Annotated in this window: 17 protein-coding genes; 2 read left to right on the forward strand and 15 right to left on the reverse strand. The window is 71.0% G+C overall.

Annotation, left to right across the window (positions count from 1 at the left end):
* The first annotated feature begins 3 nt into the window (after positions 1 to 3).
* Positions 4 to 828 (forward strand): tetratricopeptide repeat protein, encoded by an 825-nt coding sequence (locus tag ACF08D_RS13215; protein WP_392222701.1) that lies wholly within the window; start codon positions 4 to 6, stop codon positions 826 to 828.
* Positions 829 to 849: 21 nt separating this feature from the next.
* Here the strand turns inward: ACF08D_RS13215 and ACF08D_RS13220 are convergent, their stop codons facing one another.
* The 5 genes from ACF08D_RS13220 to ACF08D_RS13240 all read right to left on the reverse strand — a co-directional run bounded on the left by ACF08D_RS13220 (position 850) and on the right by ACF08D_RS13240 (position 5,214).
* Complete coding sequence (locus tag ACF08D_RS13220) at positions 850 to 1,524, reverse strand: PepSY domain-containing protein (protein ID WP_392222702.1); 675 nt, start codon at positions 1,522 to 1,524, stop codon at positions 850 to 852.
* Positions 1,525 to 1,634: 110 nt separating this feature from the next.
* The gene (locus ACF08D_RS13225) at positions 1,635 to 3,431 is read right to left on the reverse strand and encodes a hypothetical protein (RefSeq protein WP_392222703.1); all 1,797 of its coding nucleotides are present in this window, start codon (positions 3,429 to 3,431) and stop codon (positions 1,635 to 1,637) included.
* 289 nt (positions 3,432 to 3,720) lie between these two features.
* Positions 3,721 to 4,101, reverse strand: coding sequence for a DUF6113 family protein (locus ACF08D_RS13230; RefSeq protein ID WP_392222704.1), 381 nt, complete (start codon positions 4,099 to 4,101; stop codon positions 3,721 to 3,723).
* Positions 4,098 to 4,982, reverse strand: a complete 885-nt coding sequence (mshB, locus tag ACF08D_RS13235; protein WP_392222705.1) for an N-acetyl-1-D-myo-inositol-2-amino-2-deoxy-alpha-D-glucopyranoside deacetylase — start codon at positions 4,980 to 4,982, stop codon at positions 4,098 to 4,100. Before mshB ends, ACF08D_RS13230 begins: the two co-directional genes overlap by 4 nt.
* Positions 4,983 to 5,019: 37 nt before the next feature.
* Entirely contained in the window at positions 5,020 to 5,214 is a 195-nt protein-coding gene (locus ACF08D_RS13240; RefSeq protein ID WP_392222706.1) for a hypothetical protein, read from the reverse strand.
* A 177-nt stretch (positions 5,215 to 5,391) separates the two neighbouring features.
* Between ACF08D_RS13240 and ACF08D_RS13245 the strand changes: the two genes are divergently transcribed.
* Positions 5,392 to 7,518, forward strand: coding sequence for an alpha/beta fold hydrolase (locus ACF08D_RS13245; protein WP_392222707.1), 2,127 nt, complete (start codon positions 5,392 to 5,394; stop codon positions 7,516 to 7,518).
* A 48-nt stretch (positions 7,519 to 7,566) separates the two neighbouring features.
* Here the strand turns inward: ACF08D_RS13245 and ACF08D_RS13250 are convergent, their stop codons facing one another.
* The 10 genes from ACF08D_RS13250 to ACF08D_RS13295 all read right to left on the reverse strand — a co-directional run bounded on the left by ACF08D_RS13250 (position 7,567) and on the right by ACF08D_RS13295 (position 19,117).
* Positions 7,567 to 8,601: an ABC transporter ATP-binding protein gene (locus tag ACF08D_RS13250; RefSeq protein WP_392222708.1), complete on the reverse strand. Its 1,035-nt coding sequence runs from the start codon at positions 8,599 to 8,601 to the stop codon at positions 7,567 to 7,569.
* Positions 8,585 to 9,568, reverse strand: a complete 984-nt coding sequence (locus ACF08D_RS13255) for an ABC transporter ATP-binding protein (RefSeq protein ID WP_392222709.1) — start codon at positions 9,566 to 9,568, stop codon at positions 8,585 to 8,587. The genes ACF08D_RS13250 and ACF08D_RS13255 overlap by 17 nt, the downstream gene beginning before the upstream one ends.
* A gap of 7 nt (positions 9,569 to 9,575) precedes the next feature.
* Positions 9,576 to 10,535 carry an ABC transporter permease gene (locus ACF08D_RS13260; RefSeq protein WP_392222710.1) on the reverse strand — a complete coding sequence of 320 codons (960 nt, stop codon included), beginning with the start codon at positions 10,533 to 10,535 and terminating at the stop codon, positions 9,576 to 9,578.
* Positions 10,528 to 11,451, reverse strand: a complete 924-nt coding sequence (locus ACF08D_RS13265) for an ABC transporter permease (RefSeq protein ID WP_392222711.1) — start codon at positions 11,449 to 11,451, stop codon at positions 10,528 to 10,530. Before ACF08D_RS13265 ends, ACF08D_RS13260 begins: the two co-directional genes overlap by 8 nt.
* Before the next feature lie 24 nt (positions 11,452 to 11,475).
* A complete protein-coding gene (locus ACF08D_RS13270) occupies positions 11,476 to 13,101 on the reverse strand; it encodes an ABC transporter substrate-binding protein (protein ID WP_392222712.1) in 1,626 nt (541 codons plus the stop codon).
* A 167-nt stretch (positions 13,102 to 13,268) separates the two neighbouring features.
* On the reverse strand, positions 13,269 to 14,417 hold the full coding sequence (locus ACF08D_RS13275; protein WP_392222713.1) for an ABC transporter ATP-binding protein: 1,149 nt from the start codon (positions 14,415 to 14,417) through the stop codon (positions 13,269 to 13,271).
* Positions 14,410 to 15,462: an ABC transporter ATP-binding protein gene (locus ACF08D_RS13280; RefSeq protein WP_392222714.1), complete on the reverse strand. Its 1,053-nt coding sequence runs from the start codon at positions 15,460 to 15,462 to the stop codon at positions 14,410 to 14,412. The genes ACF08D_RS13275 and ACF08D_RS13280 overlap by 8 nt, the downstream gene beginning before the upstream one ends.
* A gap of 11 nt (positions 15,463 to 15,473) precedes the next feature.
* Positions 15,474 to 16,424, reverse strand: coding sequence for an ABC transporter permease (locus tag ACF08D_RS13285; protein ID WP_392222715.1), 951 nt, complete (start codon positions 16,422 to 16,424; stop codon positions 15,474 to 15,476).
* Complete coding sequence (locus tag ACF08D_RS13290) at positions 16,417 to 17,340, reverse strand: ABC transporter permease (protein WP_392222716.1); 924 nt, start codon at positions 17,338 to 17,340, stop codon at positions 16,417 to 16,419. The genes ACF08D_RS13285 and ACF08D_RS13290 overlap by 8 nt, the downstream gene beginning before the upstream one ends.
* A 157-nt stretch (positions 17,341 to 17,497) precedes the next feature.
* Complete coding sequence (locus ACF08D_RS13295; RefSeq protein ID WP_392222717.1) at positions 17,498 to 19,117, reverse strand: ABC transporter substrate-binding protein; 1,620 nt, start codon at positions 19,115 to 19,117, stop codon at positions 17,498 to 17,500.
* Between the last annotated feature and the right edge of the window lie 396 nt (positions 19,118 to 19,513).

The following is a 19,513-nucleotide window of genomic DNA, read 5'->3' on the forward strand; positions in this document are numbered from 1 at the left end:
GGTATGCACAGCACCGAGTGGCGCCGCCGGTTCGCCGAGGAGGCCCGCGAGGAACGGCCCGACCTCGCGACCCTGTGCCTGCTGGTGGGCGCGGAGGCGGACGGGGACCTGGGGCAGGCCGGGATGGACGCGGCCGAGGTGGAGCTGGACCGGCTGGCCGGCCTGCTGCCGTACGGGCGGAGGGAGCCGCGCGCGTGGGTGGCCGCGCTGGCCGGGCTCCTCGGCGAGCGGTGCGGCTTCCACGGGACGCCCGGCGACTACCAGCGGCTGGAGTCGTCGCTGCTGCCCGAGGTGCTGCGGCGCCGCCGGGGCCTGCCGATCCTGCTGTCGGTGGTGTGGATGGAGGTCGCGCGGCGGGCGGGGGCGCCGGTGTACGGGGTGGCCCTGCCCGGGCACTTCGTGGTGGGCTTCGGCGACCCGGAGGAGCAGGCGCTGGCGGACCCGTTCGCCGGGGGCCGGGCGCTGACCGGTGAGGACGCCGAGCTGCTGGTGGCGGGGGCGACCGGGGAGCGGCTGCGGCCGTCGATGCTGACGCCCGCGGACCCGCTGGAGACGGTGCGCCGGATCCTCAACAACATCCGCGCCTGGGCCTCGGCGCGCCCGGAGCGCTCGGACGTGGCGCTGTGGGCGGTGGAGCTGTCCCTGCTGCTGCCGGCGCACCCGGCGCGGTTGCGGTACGAGCGGGCGCAGCTGCTGGTGCAGCGGGGCGACTTCCTGACGGGCGCGGCGGAGATGGACGCGTACGCGGAGGTCGTGGCGGCCGTGGAGCCGTCGGTGGCGGAGTCGGTCCGCCACCGGGCCCGCGCGGCCCGCGCCCTGCTCAACTGAGGCGGGGCCGCGCGGTGGAGGTCAGTCGCGGTCCACGTGCTCCCGCACGATCGAGCCGCTCTTGGCGTCGATGTCGTAGGTCGTCTTGTTCCAGTCGCCGGTGACGATGTCGACGGACCAGGCGGTGTCGTCGAGCTGGACGGCGGTGACGGTGCCCTTGGTGCGGTCGGTGGCGGTCTTGACGGCCTGCTGCGGGGTCACCGTGGCGCCCTTGAGCAGGCCGGCCATCTCCTGCTTGTCCTCCGCGTCCTGGCCGGGATCGGTCCGCGACTCGGTGACCTTGCCGGTGACGGCGTCGACGCGGACGCTGTGCGCGGTGCCGTCCTGGGCGCCGACCGTGGCCTCCCACTCGGGGGTGCGCGGGCCGGGGCTGGGGCTGGGGCTGCCGGTGGTGGCGCGGGCCCACTTCAGCTCGATGTCGGCGAGCCGGCCCTGCGGTACGGCGGCGACCGCCGTGCCGGCCGCCTTGTCCCACGGGACCTTGGTGGCCTGGAGCAGCGCCTGCCGCTCGGCCTGGTCCTGGGTCCGCCCGCCGGGGGACGGGCTGCCCGTGGGGCTGCCGGCCGGGGAGGGCGGTGCGGCGGCGGGGCGGGTCTCCCCCTGGTCGCCGCAGGCGGTCAGGAGCGGGGCCGCGGCCAGGGCGGCGCACAGGGCCGCGGCGGCTGCGAGGGTGCGGGGGCGGGACGGAGCGGTCATGTCGGCACCGGTAACCCCCGGGCCGCCGCGGCATGCCGGGCGGGCCGGGATTGAACCCGAAAGGCCCCCGCCGGGCGGGCGGGGGCCTTGGTGGCGGGCCGGGGGCGGTGTCAGCCCTGGGGGTCGAGCTCGATCGTCCCGGTGCGCTCGGCGGGCGTCCTGCCGCGCAGGGCCTGCTGCATCGCGCTGGCCACGTCGTCGGCGGAGACCTCGTGCTGCTTGCCGTCGCCCTTGGTGATCATGATGCCGTCGAAGACCCCGTCGAGGAGTTCGTCGATGGCCTTCTTGTCGTAGACCTCGACCAGCCGGCCGTTGATCGCCTTCATGGAGAGGATCTTCGGCAGCGACCGGTCGGGGCCGAACTGGATCTCCTTGCCGCCCGCCCGGATGGTCACCAGGCCGGACATGGCGGGCTCGGCGAACTCCTTCATCGCCCGGTCCAGTTCGGTCCGGGTGACGGTCGGTTCCTTGGTGACGACGGGCAGTTCGACCGGGTTGGTGCGGCCGGTCTCGACCTGGGCGCGGTAGGCGTCCCGTACCGAGATCATCGAACGCTGCACGTCCAGCGTCTTGCCCGCCCTGCCCGGTACGGCGACGGCCTCGCCCTTCTCGAACCGGATCGTGCCCTCGGTGGCGGAGCCGGAGGCGCCCGCCAGGTCGGTGAGGGCGACGCCCAGCTTCTCCTCGTCGACCAGGATCACCGGCTGGGCGACGCGCTCGCCGCCGAAGAGGGAGCCGATCACGGAGACGGGGTTGTAGTCGGCCCCCGCGGCGCCGCGGACGGTCTCCTGGGTGTCCAGGGAGAGGCCGGCCTTGTCCGGGGCGAGCTGCTCGTTCTTGCCGCCCACGCTGAGCCGGAGCGGGGCCGACGCCTTGTCGCCGAAGGCGGACTCCAGCTTCTGGGCCGCCTCCTCCTTGGTCCCGCCGCCGATGTCGACGCCGAGGACGGTGGTGCCCTTGGGCACCTCGGAGTGGTTGAGCAGCAGCCCGGCCCCGTAGGCCACGCCGGTGAGCGCCACGGCGGCCACGCCCAGCAGGACCACCTTGGAGCGGCCCTTCTTGGCGGGGCGGGCCGGCGCGGGCTTCGGCGCCGGGGCGGGCGCGGGTGCGGGGGGCTCGGGGGCGGCCGTGCCGGGCCCGTCCCCGGGCTCGTACCCCTCGGGGGCCGCGACCTGCGCGGGGCCGGAGACGGGGAACGGCGACGGGGACCGGTGCTCCGACGGGACGACCGGGATGCCGCTGGTGAGCGTGTCGCCCGAGACATGGCCGCCGGCCGGCGGGCCCTGGTGGTGGCCGGGCTCGAACGGCGGCTCGGGCGCGGGCTGCTGGGGCGTCAGGACGGCGGTGTCGTCGGACATCCACGGCACGGCGCCCATGCTGCCGGTCGCCGGGCCGGTGGTGGGGCCGTCCGGCTGCGCGGGGCGGGGGCCGGGGGCGACCGTGTCGGCGGCCAGGTCCGTGAGGGCGCTGTGCGGGCGCGGGCCGCCTCCCTGGGCGGGGCCGCCGTGCGGTCCGCCGGGCGCGGGGACCGGCGGGCGTCCGGCGGCCTGCGGCTGCCCCTGCGCGGGGGCGCCGGGCGCCGGGTGTGCGGGCGCGGGGTTTCCGGGCGCCGGGGTTCCGGGCGCGGGGGTGGCGCCGGGCGCGGGGGCGGGGGGCTTGCGGGGGGCGAACCAGTCGCTGGTGGGCTTCCCCTCCTCGGGCCTCGGCTCCTCCGCGGGCCTCGGCACCTCGGCGGCGGCCGGCGGGCGCTGCTCGGCGGCGCGGGGGGCGGGCGCGGTGGCGGGCCCCTCGCCCTCGGCGACGGGTTTGCGCACGACGACCGGCGGGATGGGCCGCGATCCGGGGATGTTGATCCGGATGCGGGTGGTCAGCGTGGTCTCGGTCCTGGGCTCGTCCGGTTCCGGCACGGCGGCTCCGGCGCCCTCCTCCGGTGCGTCCTGCGTCGGGTGCGGCGACGGATACTGGCGGGATCCGTACGGCGGGGTACCCGAGGGGTACGCGGCTCCGCCGCGCCCCTGGGGGCCGGAGGACGAACTGTCAGTTTCACGACTCAAAGCAGGTTCTCCCGGTTGGCTCCGCCGCCCGCTCTTACACGTGCGGGCGCTCGGCGGCGCGCACCACCATACTGGCCACCGCCGCCGGGCATCCCACGACCGGAGGAACCCGACCGGTCATTCCGGCCCAAGTCAGGGCACGTCAGGTGCCGGAAGCCCCGGTCCGCCCCTCCCCGGACGGAAGCCGCGGCACGGTGGCGCACATCACAGCGACGGCCATGCCCCCGAGGACGTACAGCAGCTCGGCCAGTCCGCCCCAGAACACCTGGTCGCCCTCGGGCCTGCCGAGGCTCAGCAGCAGGACCGCGACGAGCCAGCCGGCGCCCGGCACGACCACCCCCAACTGCCCGCCCATCAGGCGCAGTCCGCCGTAGAACAGGCCCACGCAGGCGGCCAGCGCCAGCAGCAGCCCGCCCGGGAACCAGGCGCCCTGGACCAGTGCCCCGGCGAGGCCCAGCACGGCCCCGAGCAGCAGCAGGCCGGCGAAGCCCGCGACGCGCCCGGCCCTGGGAGCGCCGCTCATGACGCCACCCCGGCGAACAGGTCGTCCTCGCGCGCGCCGGCCGGGGCGCCGAGGCTGCCCCGTACCAACTGGTAGTACTCGGTGGCGAACAGCGGCTGCCCCAGGTCGTTGGAGAGGGCGAAGAAGTCGCCCCGTACCGCGACCTGCGTGGCGTGCGCGCGCATGGCGGCCCGCTTCCGGTCGGCGTACCCGGCCCCGGCGACGGCGGTGGTGACCAGCGCGTCGTCCACCACGCCGGGGATGTCGTCCACCGCGCCGGCCCGGGGGAAGGTGCCCTCGGCGCGCAGCCGGGCGAAGCCCTCCTCGGCGACCGTGCGCGGCACCCGGTTCCAGTAGATCTTGACGATCTCGTGGGGGGCGCCGAGGTCGCGCCGGAAGGCGGGTTCGGCGGCCAGTTCGGCGGCGCGCACGGCGACCCGGTGGGCCTGGATGTGGTCGGGGTGGCCGTAGCCGCCGTCGGGGTCGTAGGTGACCAGCACCTGGGGGCGGACGGACCGGACGACCTCGACGAGGTGCGCGGCGGCCTCGTCGGGGTCCGCGCTCCAGAAGGCGCCGGGGCGGCGGTTCTGCTCGGCGCCCATCATCCCGGAGTCGCGGTAGCGGCCGGGGCCGCCGAGGAAGCGGTGGTCGGTGACGCCCAGCTCCTTCATCGCGGCGGCCAGTTCGCCGGCGCGGTGGGGTCCCAGACGGTTCTCCCGGTCGGGCGCCAGGTGGGCCAGGGCGGGCGGGATGACCTCGCCCTCCTCGCCGAGGGTGCAGGTCACCAGGGTGACGTGGGCGCCCTCGGCGGCGTACTTGGCCATGGTGGTGCCGTTGTTGATCGACTCGTCGTCCGGGTGCGCGTGCACCAGGAGCAGACGCCGGGATGGGAGTTCCGTCATACGGACACTCTAAGAGGGCCGTCCCGGGAAAGCCGCGCTAGAACTTGATGCCGCCGATCATGCCGGCGACGTTGGTGGTCAGCTCACTGATGGTGGGGGCGATGGAGGAACTCGCCAGGTAGAAGCCGAGCAGCATGCAGACGACCGCGTGGCCGGTCTTGAGGCCGGACTTCCGGATCAGCAGGAAGACGACGATCGCCAGCAGCACCACCGCCGAAATCGAGAGTGCCACGGCGGTTCACCTCCATACGTGTTCGTTCCGGACCGGGCAGGGCGGAGCAAGGGCAGGACGCATGTGCGTGCCGGAGGTTACCTACCCACCCGGCGCTACGGATCATAACTATCCGTTCCCACGCATCGATCGGTGCACAGCAGCACACGGGGGCGCACGACCGCTAGTTTCGGTCGTATGACCTCCAGGCAACAGCTCTCATTCCCTCGCCAGTACGCACGGACTCAGCGCTACACCCTTGGTGTTCCCCGGGCGTTCACCGTCTCGCCGGACGGGTCCCGGGTCGTGTTCCTCCGCTCCCCCTCGGGCACCGACAGAGCGAACCGGCTGTGGGTGCTCGACCTGGACGGCGGCGCCCGTGAGCGCGTCGCCGCCGACCCGGACGCGCTCCTGGGCGGCGCGGAGGAGGAGTTGTCGCCCGAGGAGCGGGCGCGCCGGGAGCGCAGCCGGGAGGGCGCGGGCGGCATCGTGGGCTACGCCGTGGACGGGGCCGTCGAGTTGGCGGCGTTCGCCCTGTCGGGGCGGCTGTTCGTGGCGGAGCTGAGGGCCGGTACGGCGCGTGAACTGCGGGTTCCCGGTCCGGTGATCGACCCGCGGCCGTCCCCGGACGGGCGGTGGGTCGCCTATGTGACCGGGGGCGCGCTGCGGGTGGCGGGCGCCGGGGGCGAGGACGACCGGGTGCTCGCCGAGCCGGAGGACGGGCACGTCACCTATGGGCTGGCGGAGTTCGTGGCGGCCGAGGAGATGGGCCGCTCCCGGGGCTTCTGGTGGTCGCCGGAGTCGGACCGGCTGCTGGTCGCGCGGGCCGACGACCGTCCGGTGCGGCGGTGGTGGATCGCGGACCCGGCGCACCCGGACCGGGAGCCGGTGAAGGTGGCCTATCCGGCGGCGGGCACGGCCGACGCGGAGGTGTCGCTGTGTCTGCTCGGGCTGGACGGGACGCGTACGGAGGTCTCCTGGGACCGTACGCGCTTCCCGTACCTGGCCCGGGTCCACTGGTCCTCCGGCGGGGCGCCGCTCCTGCTGGTGCAGGCGCGCGACCAGCGCACCCAGCTGTACCTGGCGGTGGACACCGCGACGGGGGCGACCCGGACGGTCCATGTGGACGAGGACCCGGATTGGCTGGAACTGGTCGGTGGGGTGCCGGGGTGGTCGCCGGACGGGCGGCTGGTGCGGGTCGCCGACGAGGGCGGGGCGCGGGTGCTGGCGGTCGGCGACCGGGCGCTGACCGGGCCGCAGCTCCAGGTGCGGGCGGTGCTGGACGTGGGCGGGGACGACGTGCTGGTGTCGGCGTCGGCGGGCGAGGAGGCCGCGGACCCGGAGCTGGGCGAGGTCCATGTGTACCGGGTGAGCGAGCGGGGCGTGGAGCGGGTCTCGGAGGGGCCGGGGGTGCACGCGGCGGTCCGGTCGGGGCCGGTGACGGTGCTGGCGTCGGCGCGGCCGGACGAGCCGGGGACGACGGTGCGGGTGCTGCGCGAGGGCAAGCCGGTGGCGGAGGTGGCGTCGTACGCGGAGCGGCCGGTGCTGTCGCCGCGGCTGACGCTCACCGAGTCGGGCCCGCGCCGCATCCCGTGCGCGGTGCTGCTGCCGCGGGACCACCGGCCGGAGGACGGCCCGCTGCCGGTGCTGCTGGACCCGTACGGCGGGCCGCACGGGCAGCGGGTGGTGGCCGCGCACAATCCGCACCTGACCTCGCAGTGGTTCGCCGAGCAGGGCTTCGCGGTGGTGGTGGCGGACGGGCGGGGCGCGCCGGGCCGGTCGCCGGGCTGGGAGAAGGCGATCAAGAACCGGCTGACGCTGACGCTGGACGACCAGGTGGAGGCGTTGCAGGGGCTGGCCGGCCGCTTCCCGCTGGACCTGGACCGGGTGGCGATGCGGGGCTGGTCGTTCGGCGGGTATCTGGCGGCGATGGCGGTGCTGCGGCGGCCGGACGTGTTCCACGCGGCGGTCGCGGGCGCGCCGATGTCGGACCTGCGGCTGTACGACACGCACTACATGGAGCGGTACCTGGGGCTGCCGCAGGAGGCGCCGGAGGTGTACGCGGCGAACTCGCTGATCACCGACGACGGGCTGTCGGCGCCGGAGAACCCGGCCCGACCGCTGATGATCATCCATGGTCTGGCGGACGACAATGTGGTGGCCGCCCACACCCTGAAGCTGTCGTCGGCGCTGCTGGCGGCGGGGCGGCCCCATGAGGTGCTGCCGCTGACGGGTGTCACCCATATGACGCCGCAGGAGCAGGTGGCCGAGAACCTGCTCCTCCTCCAGGTGGACTTCCTGAAGCGGTCGCTCGGGATGGTGTGACCGTCGCGGCCGGCCGGGGCGGTGCGGGCCGCCCCGGCCGGTGGTGCGTCAGGGCCGGGTCTCGCCGGGGACGACGTGCCGTTCCTCGGCGAAGTGGCAGGCGGAGGGGTGCCGGGCGGGGCTGTCGGTGCCCCGGTAGATGTCGGGGGCCGTCAGCAGCGGCACCTCGCGGGCGCACCGTTCGCGCGCCTTCCAGCAGCGGGTGCGGAAGCGGCAGCCGGAGGGGATGCCGGTGGGCGAGGGCACGTCCCCGGTCAGCAGGATGCGTTCGCGGCGGGTCCGTGCCTCGGGGTCGGGCACCGGGACGGCCGAGAGCAGGGCCTGGGTGTAGGGGTGGGTGGGGTGGTCGTAGATCTGGGTGTCGGTGCCGGTCTCGACGATCCGCCCCAGGTACATCACGCCGATCCGGTCGGAGATGTGCCGGACGATCGACAGGTCGTGCGCGATGACGATGTACGACAGCTTGAATTCGTCCTGGAGCTTCTCCATCAGGTTGACGACCTGGGCCTGGACGGACACGTCGAGGGCGGAGACCGGTTCGTCGGCGACGATGACCTCCGGCTGGAGCGCGAGGCCGCGGGCGATGCCGATGCGCTGGCGCTGGCCGCCGGAGAACTGGTGCGGGTAGCGGTTGATGTACTCGGGGTTGAGGCCGACGACCTCCAGCAGCTCCTGCACCTTGCGGCGCCGGTCGCCCTTGGGCGCGACCTCGGGGTGGATCTCGTACGGCTCTCCGATGATGTCGCCGACCGTCATCCGCGGGTTGAGCGAGGTGTACGGGTCCTGGAACACCATCTGGATGTTGCGCCGCACGGCCTTGAGCGCCCGGCCGGACAGCCCGGTGATGTCCTCGCCCTTGTAGAGGATCTGCCCGGAGGTGGGGCGTTCCAGGCTGACGAGCATCCGGGCGACGGTGGACTTGCCGCAGCCGGACTCGCCGACGATGCCGAGCGTCTCGCCGGGGGCGAGGGTGAAGTCGACCCCGTCGACCGCCTTGACCGCGCCGATCTGCTTGCGGAAGAGGATGCCCCGGGTGAGCGGGTAGTGCTTGACGAGGTCGCGCACCTCAAGAATGGGAGGCATCGATCGTCTCCTCCCAGAAGTGGCAGGCGCTGCGCCGGTCGCCGGAGACCTGGTAGAGCGGTGGTTCGTCGGTGCGGCACACCTCGCGGGCCCGGGGGCAGCGGGGGTGGAAGGCGCAGCCGGGCGGGATGGCGGTGAGGCTGGGCGGCAGGCCCTTGATGGCGTACAGCTCGCGGCCCTTGTGGTCCAGGCGCGGGATGGAGTCGAGCAGGCCCTGGGTGTAGGGGTGGGCGGGCGCCTTGTAGATGTCGTGGACGGGGGCGGTCTCGACGATGCGGCCGGCGTACATCACGGCGATCCGGTCGGCGACGTCGGCGACGACGCCGAGGTCGTGGGTGATGAGGATGAGGCCCATGTCGAGCTCCCGCTGCAGCTCGGCGAGCAGCTCCATGACCTGGGCCTGGACGGTGACGTCGAGGGCGGTGGTCGGTTCGTCGGCGATGATGAGGGCCGGTTCGAGCGCCATCGCCATGGCGATCATGATGCGCTGGCGCATCCCGCCGGAGAACTGGTGGGGGTACTGGCCGACACGTTCCTTGGCGGCGGGGATGCGGACGCGGTCCATCAGCTCGACGGCCTTGGCGCGGGCGTCCTTGCGGGACATGCGGCGGTGGACGGTGAACATCTCGGCGAGCTGGTCGCCGACGCTGAGGACGGGGTTGAGGGCCGACAGCGCGTCCTGGAAGATCATCGCCATCTCGGCGCCGCGCACCGGGCGCCGGGCGTCCTCCTTGAGCTTCAGCAGGTCGCGGCCCTTGAAGACCACCTCGCCCGCGGTGATCCGGCCGGGCGGTGTGTCGAGGATGCCCATGATGGCCTGGGCGGTGACGGACTTGCCGGACCCCGACTCGCCGAGCACGGCGAGCGTCTCGCCCGCGGCGACGGAGTACGACACGCCGTTGACGGCCTTGGCGATCCCGTCCCGGGTGCGGAACTCCACGTACAGGTCACGTACTTCGAGCAGCATGGTGGGCCTACCGCAGCTTGGGGTCGAGGGCGTCGCGCACCGCGTCGCCGAGCATGATGAAGGCGAGCACGGTGATGCTGAGGGCACCGGCCGGCCACAGCAGCATGTGCGGGGCGTTGCGGATCTGCGGGGCGGCGTTGGAGATGTCGATGCCCCAGGAGACGGTGGGCGGTCTCAGGCCGACGCCGAGGAACGACAGGGTGGCCTCCAGGGCGATGTAGGTGCCGAGCGCGATGGTGGCGACGACGATGACGGGCGCCACGGCGTTGGGCGCCACGTGGCGCAGCAGCATCCGGCCGCTGCCGGCGCCGAGGGCCCGCGCGGCCTGCACGTAGTCGTTCTGCTTGGCGGTGATGACCGCGCCGCGGGCGATACGGGCGAGCTGGGGCCAGCCGAGCAGCACGATGAAGCCGACGACGGGCCAGACGGTGGAGCTGGTGACGACCGAGAGGAAGACCAGGCCGCCCAGGACGACGGGGATGCCGAAGAACACGTCGGCGATCCGGGACAGCAGGGCGTCCCACCAGCCGCCGAAGAACCCGGCGAGGCCGCCCAGCAGGCTGCCGAGCAGCGCGGCGCCGAGGGTGGCGCAGACGCCGACGGTGATGGACGCGCGGGCCCCGTACACGGTGCGGGTGTAGACGTCGCAGCCCTGGGTGTCGTAGCCGAAGGGGTGGCCGGGGGCGGACCCCTGCTGCGACTTGGACAGGTCGCAGCGCAGCGGGTCGGCGCTGGTGAGGATCTGCGGCCAGATCGCGATGAGGACGAGGAAGACGATCAGGGCGGCGGAGACCAGGAAGACCGGGTTGCGGCGCAGCTGGTGCCAGGCGTCGGACCAGAGGCTGCGGGGTTTGCCGGTGGTGCCGCGCAGGGTCTCGGCCTCGCTCATGGCGAGGTCCATGGCGCCGCCCGCGCCGGTGGGCGCGATGGCCTCCTGGGGGTTCTCGTACGGGTCGGGCTCAGGCATAGCGGATCCTCGGGTCCAGGACCGCGTACAGCAGGTCGACGAGCAGGTTCGCCACCAGGAAGACGATCACCAGGATGGTCACGAAGCCCACGACGGTGGGGGCGTTGTTGCGCAGGATGCCCTGGTAGAGCTGGTAGCCGACGCCGTGGATGTTGAAGATCCGCTCGGTGACGATCGCGCCGCCCATCAGGGCGCCGATGTCGGCGCCGATGAAGGTGACGACCGGGATGAGGGAGTTGCGCAGCAGGTGGCGGGTGATGACCCGGCGGCGCGGGAGGCCCTTGGCGACGGCGGTGCGGACGTAGTCGGCGCGGACGTTCTCGGCGATGGAGGTGCGGCTGAGGCGGGTGACGTAGGCGAGGGAGACCAGGGCGAGGACGACACCGGGCAGGATCAGTTCGTCGAGGCGGGCGTCGGAGGAGACGGAGGGGCGTACCCAGCCCCATTTGACGCCCAGCAGGAACTGGAGGAGGTAGCCGGAGACGAAGGTGGGGATGGAGATGACGACGAGGGTGAGGACGAGCAGACCGGTGTCGAGGGGGCGGCCGCGCTTGAGGCCGCTGATGACGCCGAGGGTGATGCCGATGACGACCTCGATGACGATGGCGACCAGGGTGAGGCGGAGGGTGACGGGGAAGGCGGAGGCCATCAGCTCGGTGACCGGCTGGCCGTTGAACGCGGTGCCGAAGTCGCCCTGGAAGATGGCGCCCATGTAGAGCAGGTACTGCTTCCACAGCGGCTGGTCGAGGTGGAGGTCGGCGCGGATGCGGGCGGCGGTGGCCGGGTCGGGCGCCTTGTCGCCGAAGAGGGCCGCGACCGGGTCGCCGAGCGCGTACACCATGAGGAAGATGAGGAACGTGCTGCCGATGAACACCGGGATCATCTGGAGCAGCCGCCGGATCACGTAGCGTCCCATGAGGGCTCCGGAGGATCTCGGGGGTCAGCTGACCTTGATCTGGTCGTACACGGGGACGCTGAACTGGTTGAGGGTGACGTCGGAGAGCCGCTCCGAGTAGCCGGCGCTGCCGTTCTGGTACCAGAGCGGGACGGCCGGCATCTGGGCGGCGAGGATCTCCTCGGCGGCCTGGAAGTCCCGTACGGCGGCGGCCTCGTCGGCCTCGCTGTTGGCCTTGTCGACGAGGGCGTCGAACTGCTTGTTGCTGAACTTGCCGTAGTTGGAGGACCCGCCGGTGTAGTAGAGGGGCTCCAGGAAGTTCTGGATCAGCGGGTAGTCGGCCTGCCACCCGGAGCGGAACGGCCCGGTGAACTTGAACGTGGTCTGCTGGTTGCGGAAGTCGGCGAAGGTGCCGACCGGGTTGACCGTGCAGACGGCGCCCTTGCCGAGCGCGTTGTTGACGCTGTTGCAGACGGCGTCCATCCAGGCGCGGTGGGAGCCGGTGTCGACGTTGGAGGTGAGCGTCACCTTCCCGCCGGGCAGGCCGCCGCCCTCCTCGATCAGCCGCTTGGCCTCGGCGGGGTTGTACGCGCAGGCGTCGCCGCAGACGTCCTTGTAGCCGCCGTCGGCGCCGAGGGCGGGGGAGGTCCAGTCCTTGGCGGGGGTGCGGGTGCCCTGGAAGATCTGCTTGGTGATCTCGTCCCGGTTGATCGCCATGGACAGGCCGCGGCGGACCTTCTCCATGCCCGCCTTGTTCCACTCGGGGCGGTAGAGCGGGAAGACCAGGGTCTGGATGATGAGCGCCGGCTGGTTGATGTAGCGGTCGCCGAGGTCGCTCTCCACGTTCTTCAGCTGCTGCGCGGGCACGTCGTCGACGAGGTCGAGGTTCCCGGCGATGAGGTCGGTGTAGGCGGTGTTGTTGTCGGTGTAGACGACGAGGTCGACGCCGCCGTTCTGCGCCTTGTCGGGGCCGGTGTAGTCGTCCCAGCGGCGCAGCTTCATCCCGCTGCCGCGGGTGTACGAGTCGACGGTGTACGGGCCGTTGCCGACGGGCTTGGCGAGCCAGCCGTCATGGTCGGTGAAGAAGACCTGCGGCAGGGGCATGAACGCCTGGTAGCCGAGGGTCTCGGGCCAGGTGGAGAACTGCTCCTTCAGGGCGACGGTGAAGGTGCGGTCGTTCTTGACGACCAGGCCGCTCATGGTCTTGGCCTTGGCGGGGCCGGAGGCGGGGTGGACGTCCTCGTAGCCGACGATGTCGCTGAAGAAGGGCGAGTTGGCCTGCTTGTTCTCGACGTGGGCGCCGTAGTTCCAGGCGTCGGTGAAGGACTTGGCGGTCACCGGTTCGCCGTTGCTGAAGGTCCAGCCGGGCTTGAGGGTGACGGTGAAGTTCTTCGAGTCGGTGGTGGTGATGGACTCGGCGACCATGTCCTGGGCCTCGCCGGTCTTCGGGTCGTACTTCTTCAGGCCCCGGAAGAGCATGTCGAGGACCTTGCCGCCCTGGACCTCGTTGGTGTTGGCCGGTTCGATCGGGTTCTGCGGGTCGCCCCAGGAGGAGCTGATGATCCCGTCGGCGCCCGAGCCCCCGTTGCTCCCGCCGCCGCAGGCGGTCGCCGCGAGGGCGACGGCCACGGCGCAGGCGGCCCACCGGGCGTGCGTGGTGGTTCGGCGCATGGGTGCCTCCCGTGGTCCTCGGTCCCGTCCGGCCTAGGCCCACATACCACCCCATACCGGGTGATCGCGCACGTTCAGCCGGGCCGTACGGGCGCCGCACCACCCGCATGCGTGAGGGCGCCCCGGGCCGTCACGGCCCGGGGCGCCCTCATCGGTGCACTGGGAGGTCACGCCGCGTGGACGACGTCCTTCTCCTCGGCGAAGTGGCACGCCGACTCGTGCGCGGCCGGGCTGTCGGAGCCCTGGAAGCGCTCCGGGATCGCCAGCAGCGGCACCTCGGTGGCGCACTTCTCCTCGGCCTTCCAGCACCGGGTACGGAAGCGGCAGCCGGACGGCGGGTTCGCCGGCGACGGCACGTCACCGGTGAGGATGATCCGCTCCCGGCCCTCACGGGCGTCGGGGTCGGGCACCGGGACGGCCGACAGCAGCGCCTGGGTGTAGGGGTGCGTCGGGTGGTCGTAGATCTGGGTGTCCGTCCCGATCTCGGCCATCTTGCCCAGGTACATCACCCCGACCCGGTCGGAGATGTGCCGGACGATCGACAGGTCGTGCGCGATGAAGAGGTAGGACAGGTTGAACTCGTCCTGGAGCTTCTCCATCAGGTTGACGACCTGCGCCTGCACCGACACGTCCAGCGCCGAGACCGGCTCGTCGCAGATGATGATCTCGGGGTTGAGGGCCAGGCCGCGGGCGATGCCGATGCGCTGGCGCTGACCGCCGGAGAACTGGTGCGGGTAGCGGTTGATGTACTCGGGGTTCAGGCCGACGACGTCCAGCAGCTCCTGCACCTTGCGGCGCCGGTCGCCCTTGGGGGCCACCTCGGGGTGGATCTCGAAGGGCTCGCCGATGATGTCGCCGACCGTCATCCGCGGGTTGAGCGAGGTGTACGGGTCCTGGAACACCATCTGGATGTTCCGGCGGACCGCCTTCAGCGCCCGGCCGGACAGCTTGGTGATGTCCTGGCCCTTGTAGAAGATCTCGCCCGCGGTCGCCTTCTCCAGCATCATCAGCAGCTTGGCGACGGTGGACTTGCCGCAGCCGGACTCGCCGACGATGCCGAGCGTCTCGCCCTGGTAGAGGTCGAAGGAGACCCCGTCCACGGCCTTGACCGCGCCGACCTGCTTCTTGAACAGGATGCCCTGGGTCAGCGGGAAGTGCTTGACCAGGCCCCGCACCTGGAGGATCGGCTCCCCGCGCTCCACCGGCGCCTCGATCGCGGCGACCGACGCGGTCTCACTGGCCACGTCGACCGTCTCGACCTCGGTGACGTTCGGGGTCGCGTCCACGGCCTCGTCCTCTTTCCTGAGCTCAGCCATGGATCGTCTCCTTCCAGAAGTGGCACGCGCTGCCGCGGCCCGGCAGCTCGCCGCCGTCCTGCTCCGTCACCGGAACCAGGGCCGGGATCTCCGTACGGCAGATGTCCTCCGCCTTGGGGCAGCGCGGGTTGAAGGCGCAGCCCGTGGGGATCTTCATCAGGTTGGGCGGCAGGCCCTTGATCGCGTACAGCTCCTGGCCCTTGAGGTCCAGGCGCGGGATGGAGTCGAGCAGGCCACGCGTGTACGGGTGCGCCGGGCGCTTGTACAGCTCGCCGACGGGCGCGTTCTCCACGATCCGGCCCGCGTACATCACCGCGATCTTGTCGGCGACGTCCGCGACCACACCCAGGTCGTGGGTGATCAGGATCATGCCCATGTTCTCCTCGCGCTGGAGCTCCGCGAGCAGGTCCATGACCTGGGCCTGGACGGTCACGTCGAGCGCGGTGGTCGGCTCGTCCGCGATGATCAGGTCCGGCTCCAGCGCCATCGCCATGGCGATCATGATGCGCTGGCGCATACCGCCGGAGAACTGGTGCGGGTAGTCGTTCACCCGGGCCGCGGCGGCCGGGATCTTCACCCGGTCCATCAGCTCGATGGCCTTGGCCTTGGCGTCCTTGCGGGACATGCCCAGGTGGACGCGGTACATCTCGGCGAGCTGGTAGCCGACGGTGAGCACCGGGTTCAGCGCGGAGAGCGCGTCCTGGAAGATCATCGCGATCCGGCGGCCCCGGATCTTGCGGCGCTCCTCGGCGGACATCGTCAGCATGTCCTCGCCGTGGAACAGGATCTGGCCCTTGGGGATGCGGCCGGGAGGCATGTCGAGGATGCCCATGATCGCCTGGGCCGTGACCGACTTGCCGGAGCCCGACTCGCCGAGCACGGCGAGGGTCTCCCCCGCGTCGACGCTGTAGCTCACGCCGTTGATGGCCTTGGCGACGCCGTCCCGGGTGTGGAACTCCACGTGCAGGTCGCGCACTTCGAGGAGCGGGGCGTTCGGTGCGCTCATGGCGCCGGACGCGCTCGTCTGCTTGTCGATGGTGGTCAACGTACGCCCTCCTAGCGCAGCTTGGGGTCGAGGGCGTCGCGCACAGCTTCGCCGAGCATGATGAACGCGAGGACCGTGATGCTCAGGAACAGCGACGGGAAGAGCACCATGTGCGGGGCGCTCAGGAAGCGGTCCTGGCCGTCACTGATCATCAGGCCCCAGGAGATGTTCGGGGCCTGGACACCGATGCCGAGGTACGAGAACGCCGCCTCGGCCGAGATGTAGACGCCGAGGTTGATGGTGCTGACCACGATCACCGGGGCGAGCGCGTTCGGCAGGATGTGGCGCATCGCGATGCGCCAGCCGCCGGCGCCGAGCGCCCGGGCGGCCATCACGTAGTCGTTCTGCTTGTTGGTGATCACCGATCCGCGCATGATGCGGAACAGCTGCGGCCAGCCGAGCACGGCCATGATCAGCGAGACGGTGACGACGCTGCCGGAGCCCAGCATCGCCAGCACCAGCAGACCGCCGAGCAGGGTCGGGATGGCGAACCAGATCTCGGTGAAGCGGGACACCAGTGCGTCCAGCCAGCCGCCGCGCAGACCGGCGATCATGCCGAGGACACCGCCGGCGAGCGTGGTCAGCACCGAGGTGAGGATGCCGACGATGATCGAGTTGCGGGCGCCGTAGATCGTCCGGGCGTAGATGTCGCAGCCCTGGACGTCGTAGCCGAACCAGTGCGCGCCGCTGGGCGGCGTCACCGAGTTGGCCAGGTCGCAGAAGCCCTTGGAGTACGGGTCCTGACTGGTGAACAGCTGCGGGAAGACCGCCATGACCAGCAGGAAGAGGATCAGCACGGCGGAGACCAGGAACACCCAGTTGTGCATCAGGTCGCGGCGCGCGTCGCTCCACATGCTGGCGACCCGCTCCGGCTTGTCCTCCTTGGTCCGCACGGGACCGCCGGGCGTGGCCGTCTTGACGGCCTCGCTCTCCTCAACGGTGGTGGAGGTGTTCTCAGGCATAGCGGATCCTCGGGTCGAGCACGGCGTAGAGCAGGTCCACGAGCAGGTTCGCGGCGATGTAGACGAGCACGAGCACGGTCACGATGCTGACGACGGTGGTGCCCTGCCGCAGGTAGACGGCCTGGTACAGGGTGCCGCCGATGCCGGGGATGTTGAAGATGCGCTCCGTGATGATCGCGCCGCCCATGAGGGCGCCGAGGTCGACACCGAGGTACGTGACGATCGGGATCAGCGCGTTGCGCAGTCCGTGCCGGACGATCACGCGGGGACGGCTCAGGCCCTTGGCCGTGGCGGTGCGCACATAGTCCGAGCGCATCGTCTCGATCATGCTGGTCCGGGTCAGCCGCGCGATGTACGCGAGGGACACCGAGCCCAGGACGACGCCGGGAAGGATCAGTGTGGTGATGTCCTCGGCGTCGTAGGAGATCGGGACGAGCGCCCACTGCACGCCCAGCACCAGCTGGAGCACGTTGCCCAGGACGAACACCGGGATGGAGACCAGCAGGAGGGTCGACAGCAGCACCAGGTTGTCGAGGAACTTGCCGCGGCCGAGCGCCGCGAAGACACCGGCGACGACGCCGACGACGGCCTCGACCAGGAAGGCGATACCGGCCAGCTTGAGCGTGACCGGGAAGGTCTCGCTCATGATCTCGGACACCTCGCGCCCGGTGAAGTCGGTGCCGAAGTCACCGGTCAGCACACCGGAGAGGTAGTACCAGTACCGCTGGTAGAGCGGGTCATTGAGGTGGTACTGCTCTCGCAGGATGGCTGCGATGTTGGGGTCTGCCTTCTTCTCTCCGGCCAGTGCCTGGATCGGGTCACCGGGCAGCAGGAAGACGAGGCAGTACAGAAGAATGGTCGCGCCGAGCAGTACGGGTATCGCCTGCAGAAGACGCCTGATCACATAACGACCCATCAGGTCTCCAGTTGTACGGATACCGGGAGGGGCACACCAGCGGGCCCCGCCCCGGGTGAGGGGTAATCGACAACGGGACGGCAGAAGGGGGGTGACGGGGCGTAACCCCGTCACCCCCACTGCTGTCAGGACCTCCCGGAGGAGACCCTCTCTACCGTCAGGCGGGGTTGACCGTGGTCCAGTCGATCTGGGTCATGTTGTCGATCCGCACGCCCGGCTTGAGGTTCTTGCTGAGGCCGGCGTTCAGCTTGTAGAAGTACACCGGGATGTACGGCATCTCCTTGAGGAGGATGTCGTCCGCCTGCTGGTACGCCTTGATCGCGGCGTCCTCGGTGGTGGCGGTGTCACCCTGGTCGAGGAGCTTCTCGACCTGCGGGTTGACGTAGCCCGAGTAGTTCGAGCCGTGCTCGATGGCGTCCTGGGAGAAGATCGGACGCAGGTAGTTCTCCGCGTGCGGGTAGTCCATGGACCACGCCAGGCGGAAGGCGCCGCTGTACTTCTTGTCGCCGAGGTCGTTCAGGATGGCCTGGAACTGCTCGAACGGCTTGACGGTGACGGTCACGCCGAGGTTCTTCTCGAGCTGGCCGGCGACGGCGGTGATCCACTCCTTGTGGCCACCGTCGTTGTTGTAGCCGAGCTCCATCTTGTTGCCCGGCAGACCGCCCGCGGCGTCGAACGCCTTCTTGGCGGCCGCGGGGTCGTAGGTGCACGCCGCGCCACAGGCGCCCTGGCGGTAGCCCGGGACCAGCGGGTTGATGAAGTCGTCCGCCGGCGTACGGGTGTCGACGAAGATCTTGTCGGTGATCGCCTTGCGGTCGATCGCCTGGGAGATGGCCTTGCGGATCTCCGGCTTGGCGTACGCCTTGTTGTACTTCAGCGGGAAGCCGATGTAGCCGACGCCCGAGTCGGTGCCCTGGATGTAGCGGTCGCCCAGGTCCTTGGCGGCGGTGGTCATCGCGGACGTCGGGACGGTGTCCATGATGTCGACGCGGCCACCGAGCAGGTCGCGGTAGGCGGTGTCCTGGCTGTTGTAGATCTTGAAGGTGACACCCTTGATCTTGACCTGCTTGGCCTCGGGGTGCTTGTCGTACTTGACCGTCTTGATCTGCTGGTTGCGGACGAACTTGCCGTCCATCTTGAACATGCCGTTGCCGATGGGCGCGGTCTCGAAGCCCTTGGGGTCCTTGAAGAACGCCTTCGGCAGCGGGAAGAACGCGTTGAAGCCCAGCATGGTCTTGAAGGCGGAGAACGGCGCCGTGAGCGTGACCTCGAGGGTCTTCTCGTCGACGACCTTCAGGCCCTTCATCTTGTCGGTCGCGGGCTTCTTGCCCTCGCCCGGGTTCAGGTCGGCGTAACCCTCGATCTTGTTGTAGAGAGGGTTCGTCTCCTGGGTGTTGGCCTGGTTCGCGCCGTAGTTCCAGGCGTCCGCGAAGGACTGCGCGGTGACCGGCTCACCGTCGTGGAAGGTGTAGCCGTCCTTGAGCTTGATCGTCCAGACCTTGCTGTCCTTGGTCTCGATCGACTGCGCCAGGTCGAGCTGGGCCTCGTTCTTCTCGTCGTACTTCACGAGGCCGGTGAACAGGGCGTTCATGACCTCGGAGCCCTCGGACTCGTACGTGTTCGACGGAATCAGACCGTTCTGGGGCTCGCCGAGCTCCATCACGACCTGGCGGGCGCCCCCGCCCTTGCCTTCGCTACCGCCACCGCCACAAGCCGTGGCTGCCAGGGCGACGACTATCGCGCCCGCGACCCACTTGGCGCTCTTGGCACCGCGCATGGGTTCCTCCTCATGAGTCCACTTGTCACTACGAGAAGGGCACTTCGAAGTGGCATGCCGACACCCCTGACGGCGATGACCCAAGTGCCCCGAGTGTGCTCGTGAGTCGGCGCTCCCCACAGCGCGTGACCCATTGACCCGAGCTCAATGGAGCCAACTATTAAGTACGTCCGGGCCGTAAACCACACTTAAAGGGTCTCGTTTTGGCAACATCACCAACCCCCCGAAGCCCGAAATCCGGACAAAGCGAGCACAGACAGACACCCGCGAAACGGACCGTTAACACATGTTCCGGAGAGCGACGGTCGATATCCGGACGCTTCGGCAGCGAAAACACGTTGACGCCCGGTCACCTCCGGACCGCTCTTGTACGGTCCGCCGGACCGCTCGCGCACG

Origin of the sequence: Streptomyces sp. NPDC015131 (genome assembly GCF_043079975.1) — a bacterium.
Lineage (GTDB): Bacteria > Actinomycetota > Actinomycetes > Streptomycetales > Streptomycetaceae > Streptomyces.

Excerpts from the sequence above, each read along its gene's own strand:
- ACF08D_RS13215 (WP_392222701.1), top strand. The coding sequence starts at position 4 with ATGCACAGCACCGAGTGGCGCCGCCGGTTCGCCGAGGAGGCCCGCGAG.
- ACF08D_RS13250 (WP_392222708.1), bottom strand. The coding sequence starts at position 8,601 with ATGCCTCCCATTCTTGAGGTGCGCGACCTCGTCAAGCACTACCCGCTC.
- ACF08D_RS13260 (WP_392222710.1), bottom strand. The coding sequence starts at position 10,535 with ATGCCTGAGCCCGACCCGTACGAGAACCCCCAGGAGGCCATCGCGCCC.
- ACF08D_RS13285 (WP_392222715.1), bottom strand. The coding sequence starts at position 16,424 with ATGCCTGAGAACACCTCCACCACCGTTGAGGAGAGCGAGGCCGTCAAG.
- ACF08D_RS13245 (WP_392222707.1), top strand. The coding sequence starts at position 5,392 with ATGACCTCCAGGCAACAGCTCTCATTCCCTCGCCAGTACGCACGGACT.
- ACF08D_RS13255 (WP_392222709.1), bottom strand. The coding sequence starts at position 9,568 with ATGCTGCTCGAAGTACGTGACCTGTACGTGGAGTTCCGCACCCGGGAC.
- ACF08D_RS13290 (WP_392222716.1), bottom strand. The coding sequence starts at position 17,340 with ATGGGTCGTTATGTGATCAGGCGTCTTCTGCAGGCGATACCCGTACTG.
- ACF08D_RS13275 (WP_392222713.1), bottom strand. The coding sequence starts at position 14,417 with ATGGCTGAGCTCAGGAAAGAGGACGAGGCCGTGGACGCGACCCCGAAC.
- ACF08D_RS13270 (WP_392222712.1), bottom strand. The coding sequence starts at position 13,101 with ATGCGCCGAACCACCACGCACGCCCGGTGGGCCGCCTGCGCCGTGGCC.
- ACF08D_RS13295 (WP_392222717.1), bottom strand. The coding sequence starts at position 19,117 with ATGCGCGGTGCCAAGAGCGCCAAGTGGGTCGCGGGCGCGATAGTCGTC.
- ACF08D_RS13265 (WP_392222711.1), bottom strand. The coding sequence starts at position 11,451 with ATGGGACGCTACGTGATCCGGCGGCTGCTCCAGATGATCCCGGTGTTC.
- ACF08D_RS13230 (WP_392222704.1), bottom strand. The coding sequence starts at position 4,101 with ATGAGCGGCGCTCCCAGGGCCGGGCGCGTCGCGGGCTTCGCCGGCCTG.
- ACF08D_RS13220 (WP_392222702.1), bottom strand. The coding sequence starts at position 1,524 with ATGACCGCTCCGTCCCGCCCCCGCACCCTCGCAGCCGCCGCGGCCCTG.
- mshB (WP_392222705.1), bottom strand. The coding sequence starts at position 4,982 with ATGACGGAACTCCCATCCCGGCGTCTGCTCCTGGTGCACGCGCACCCG.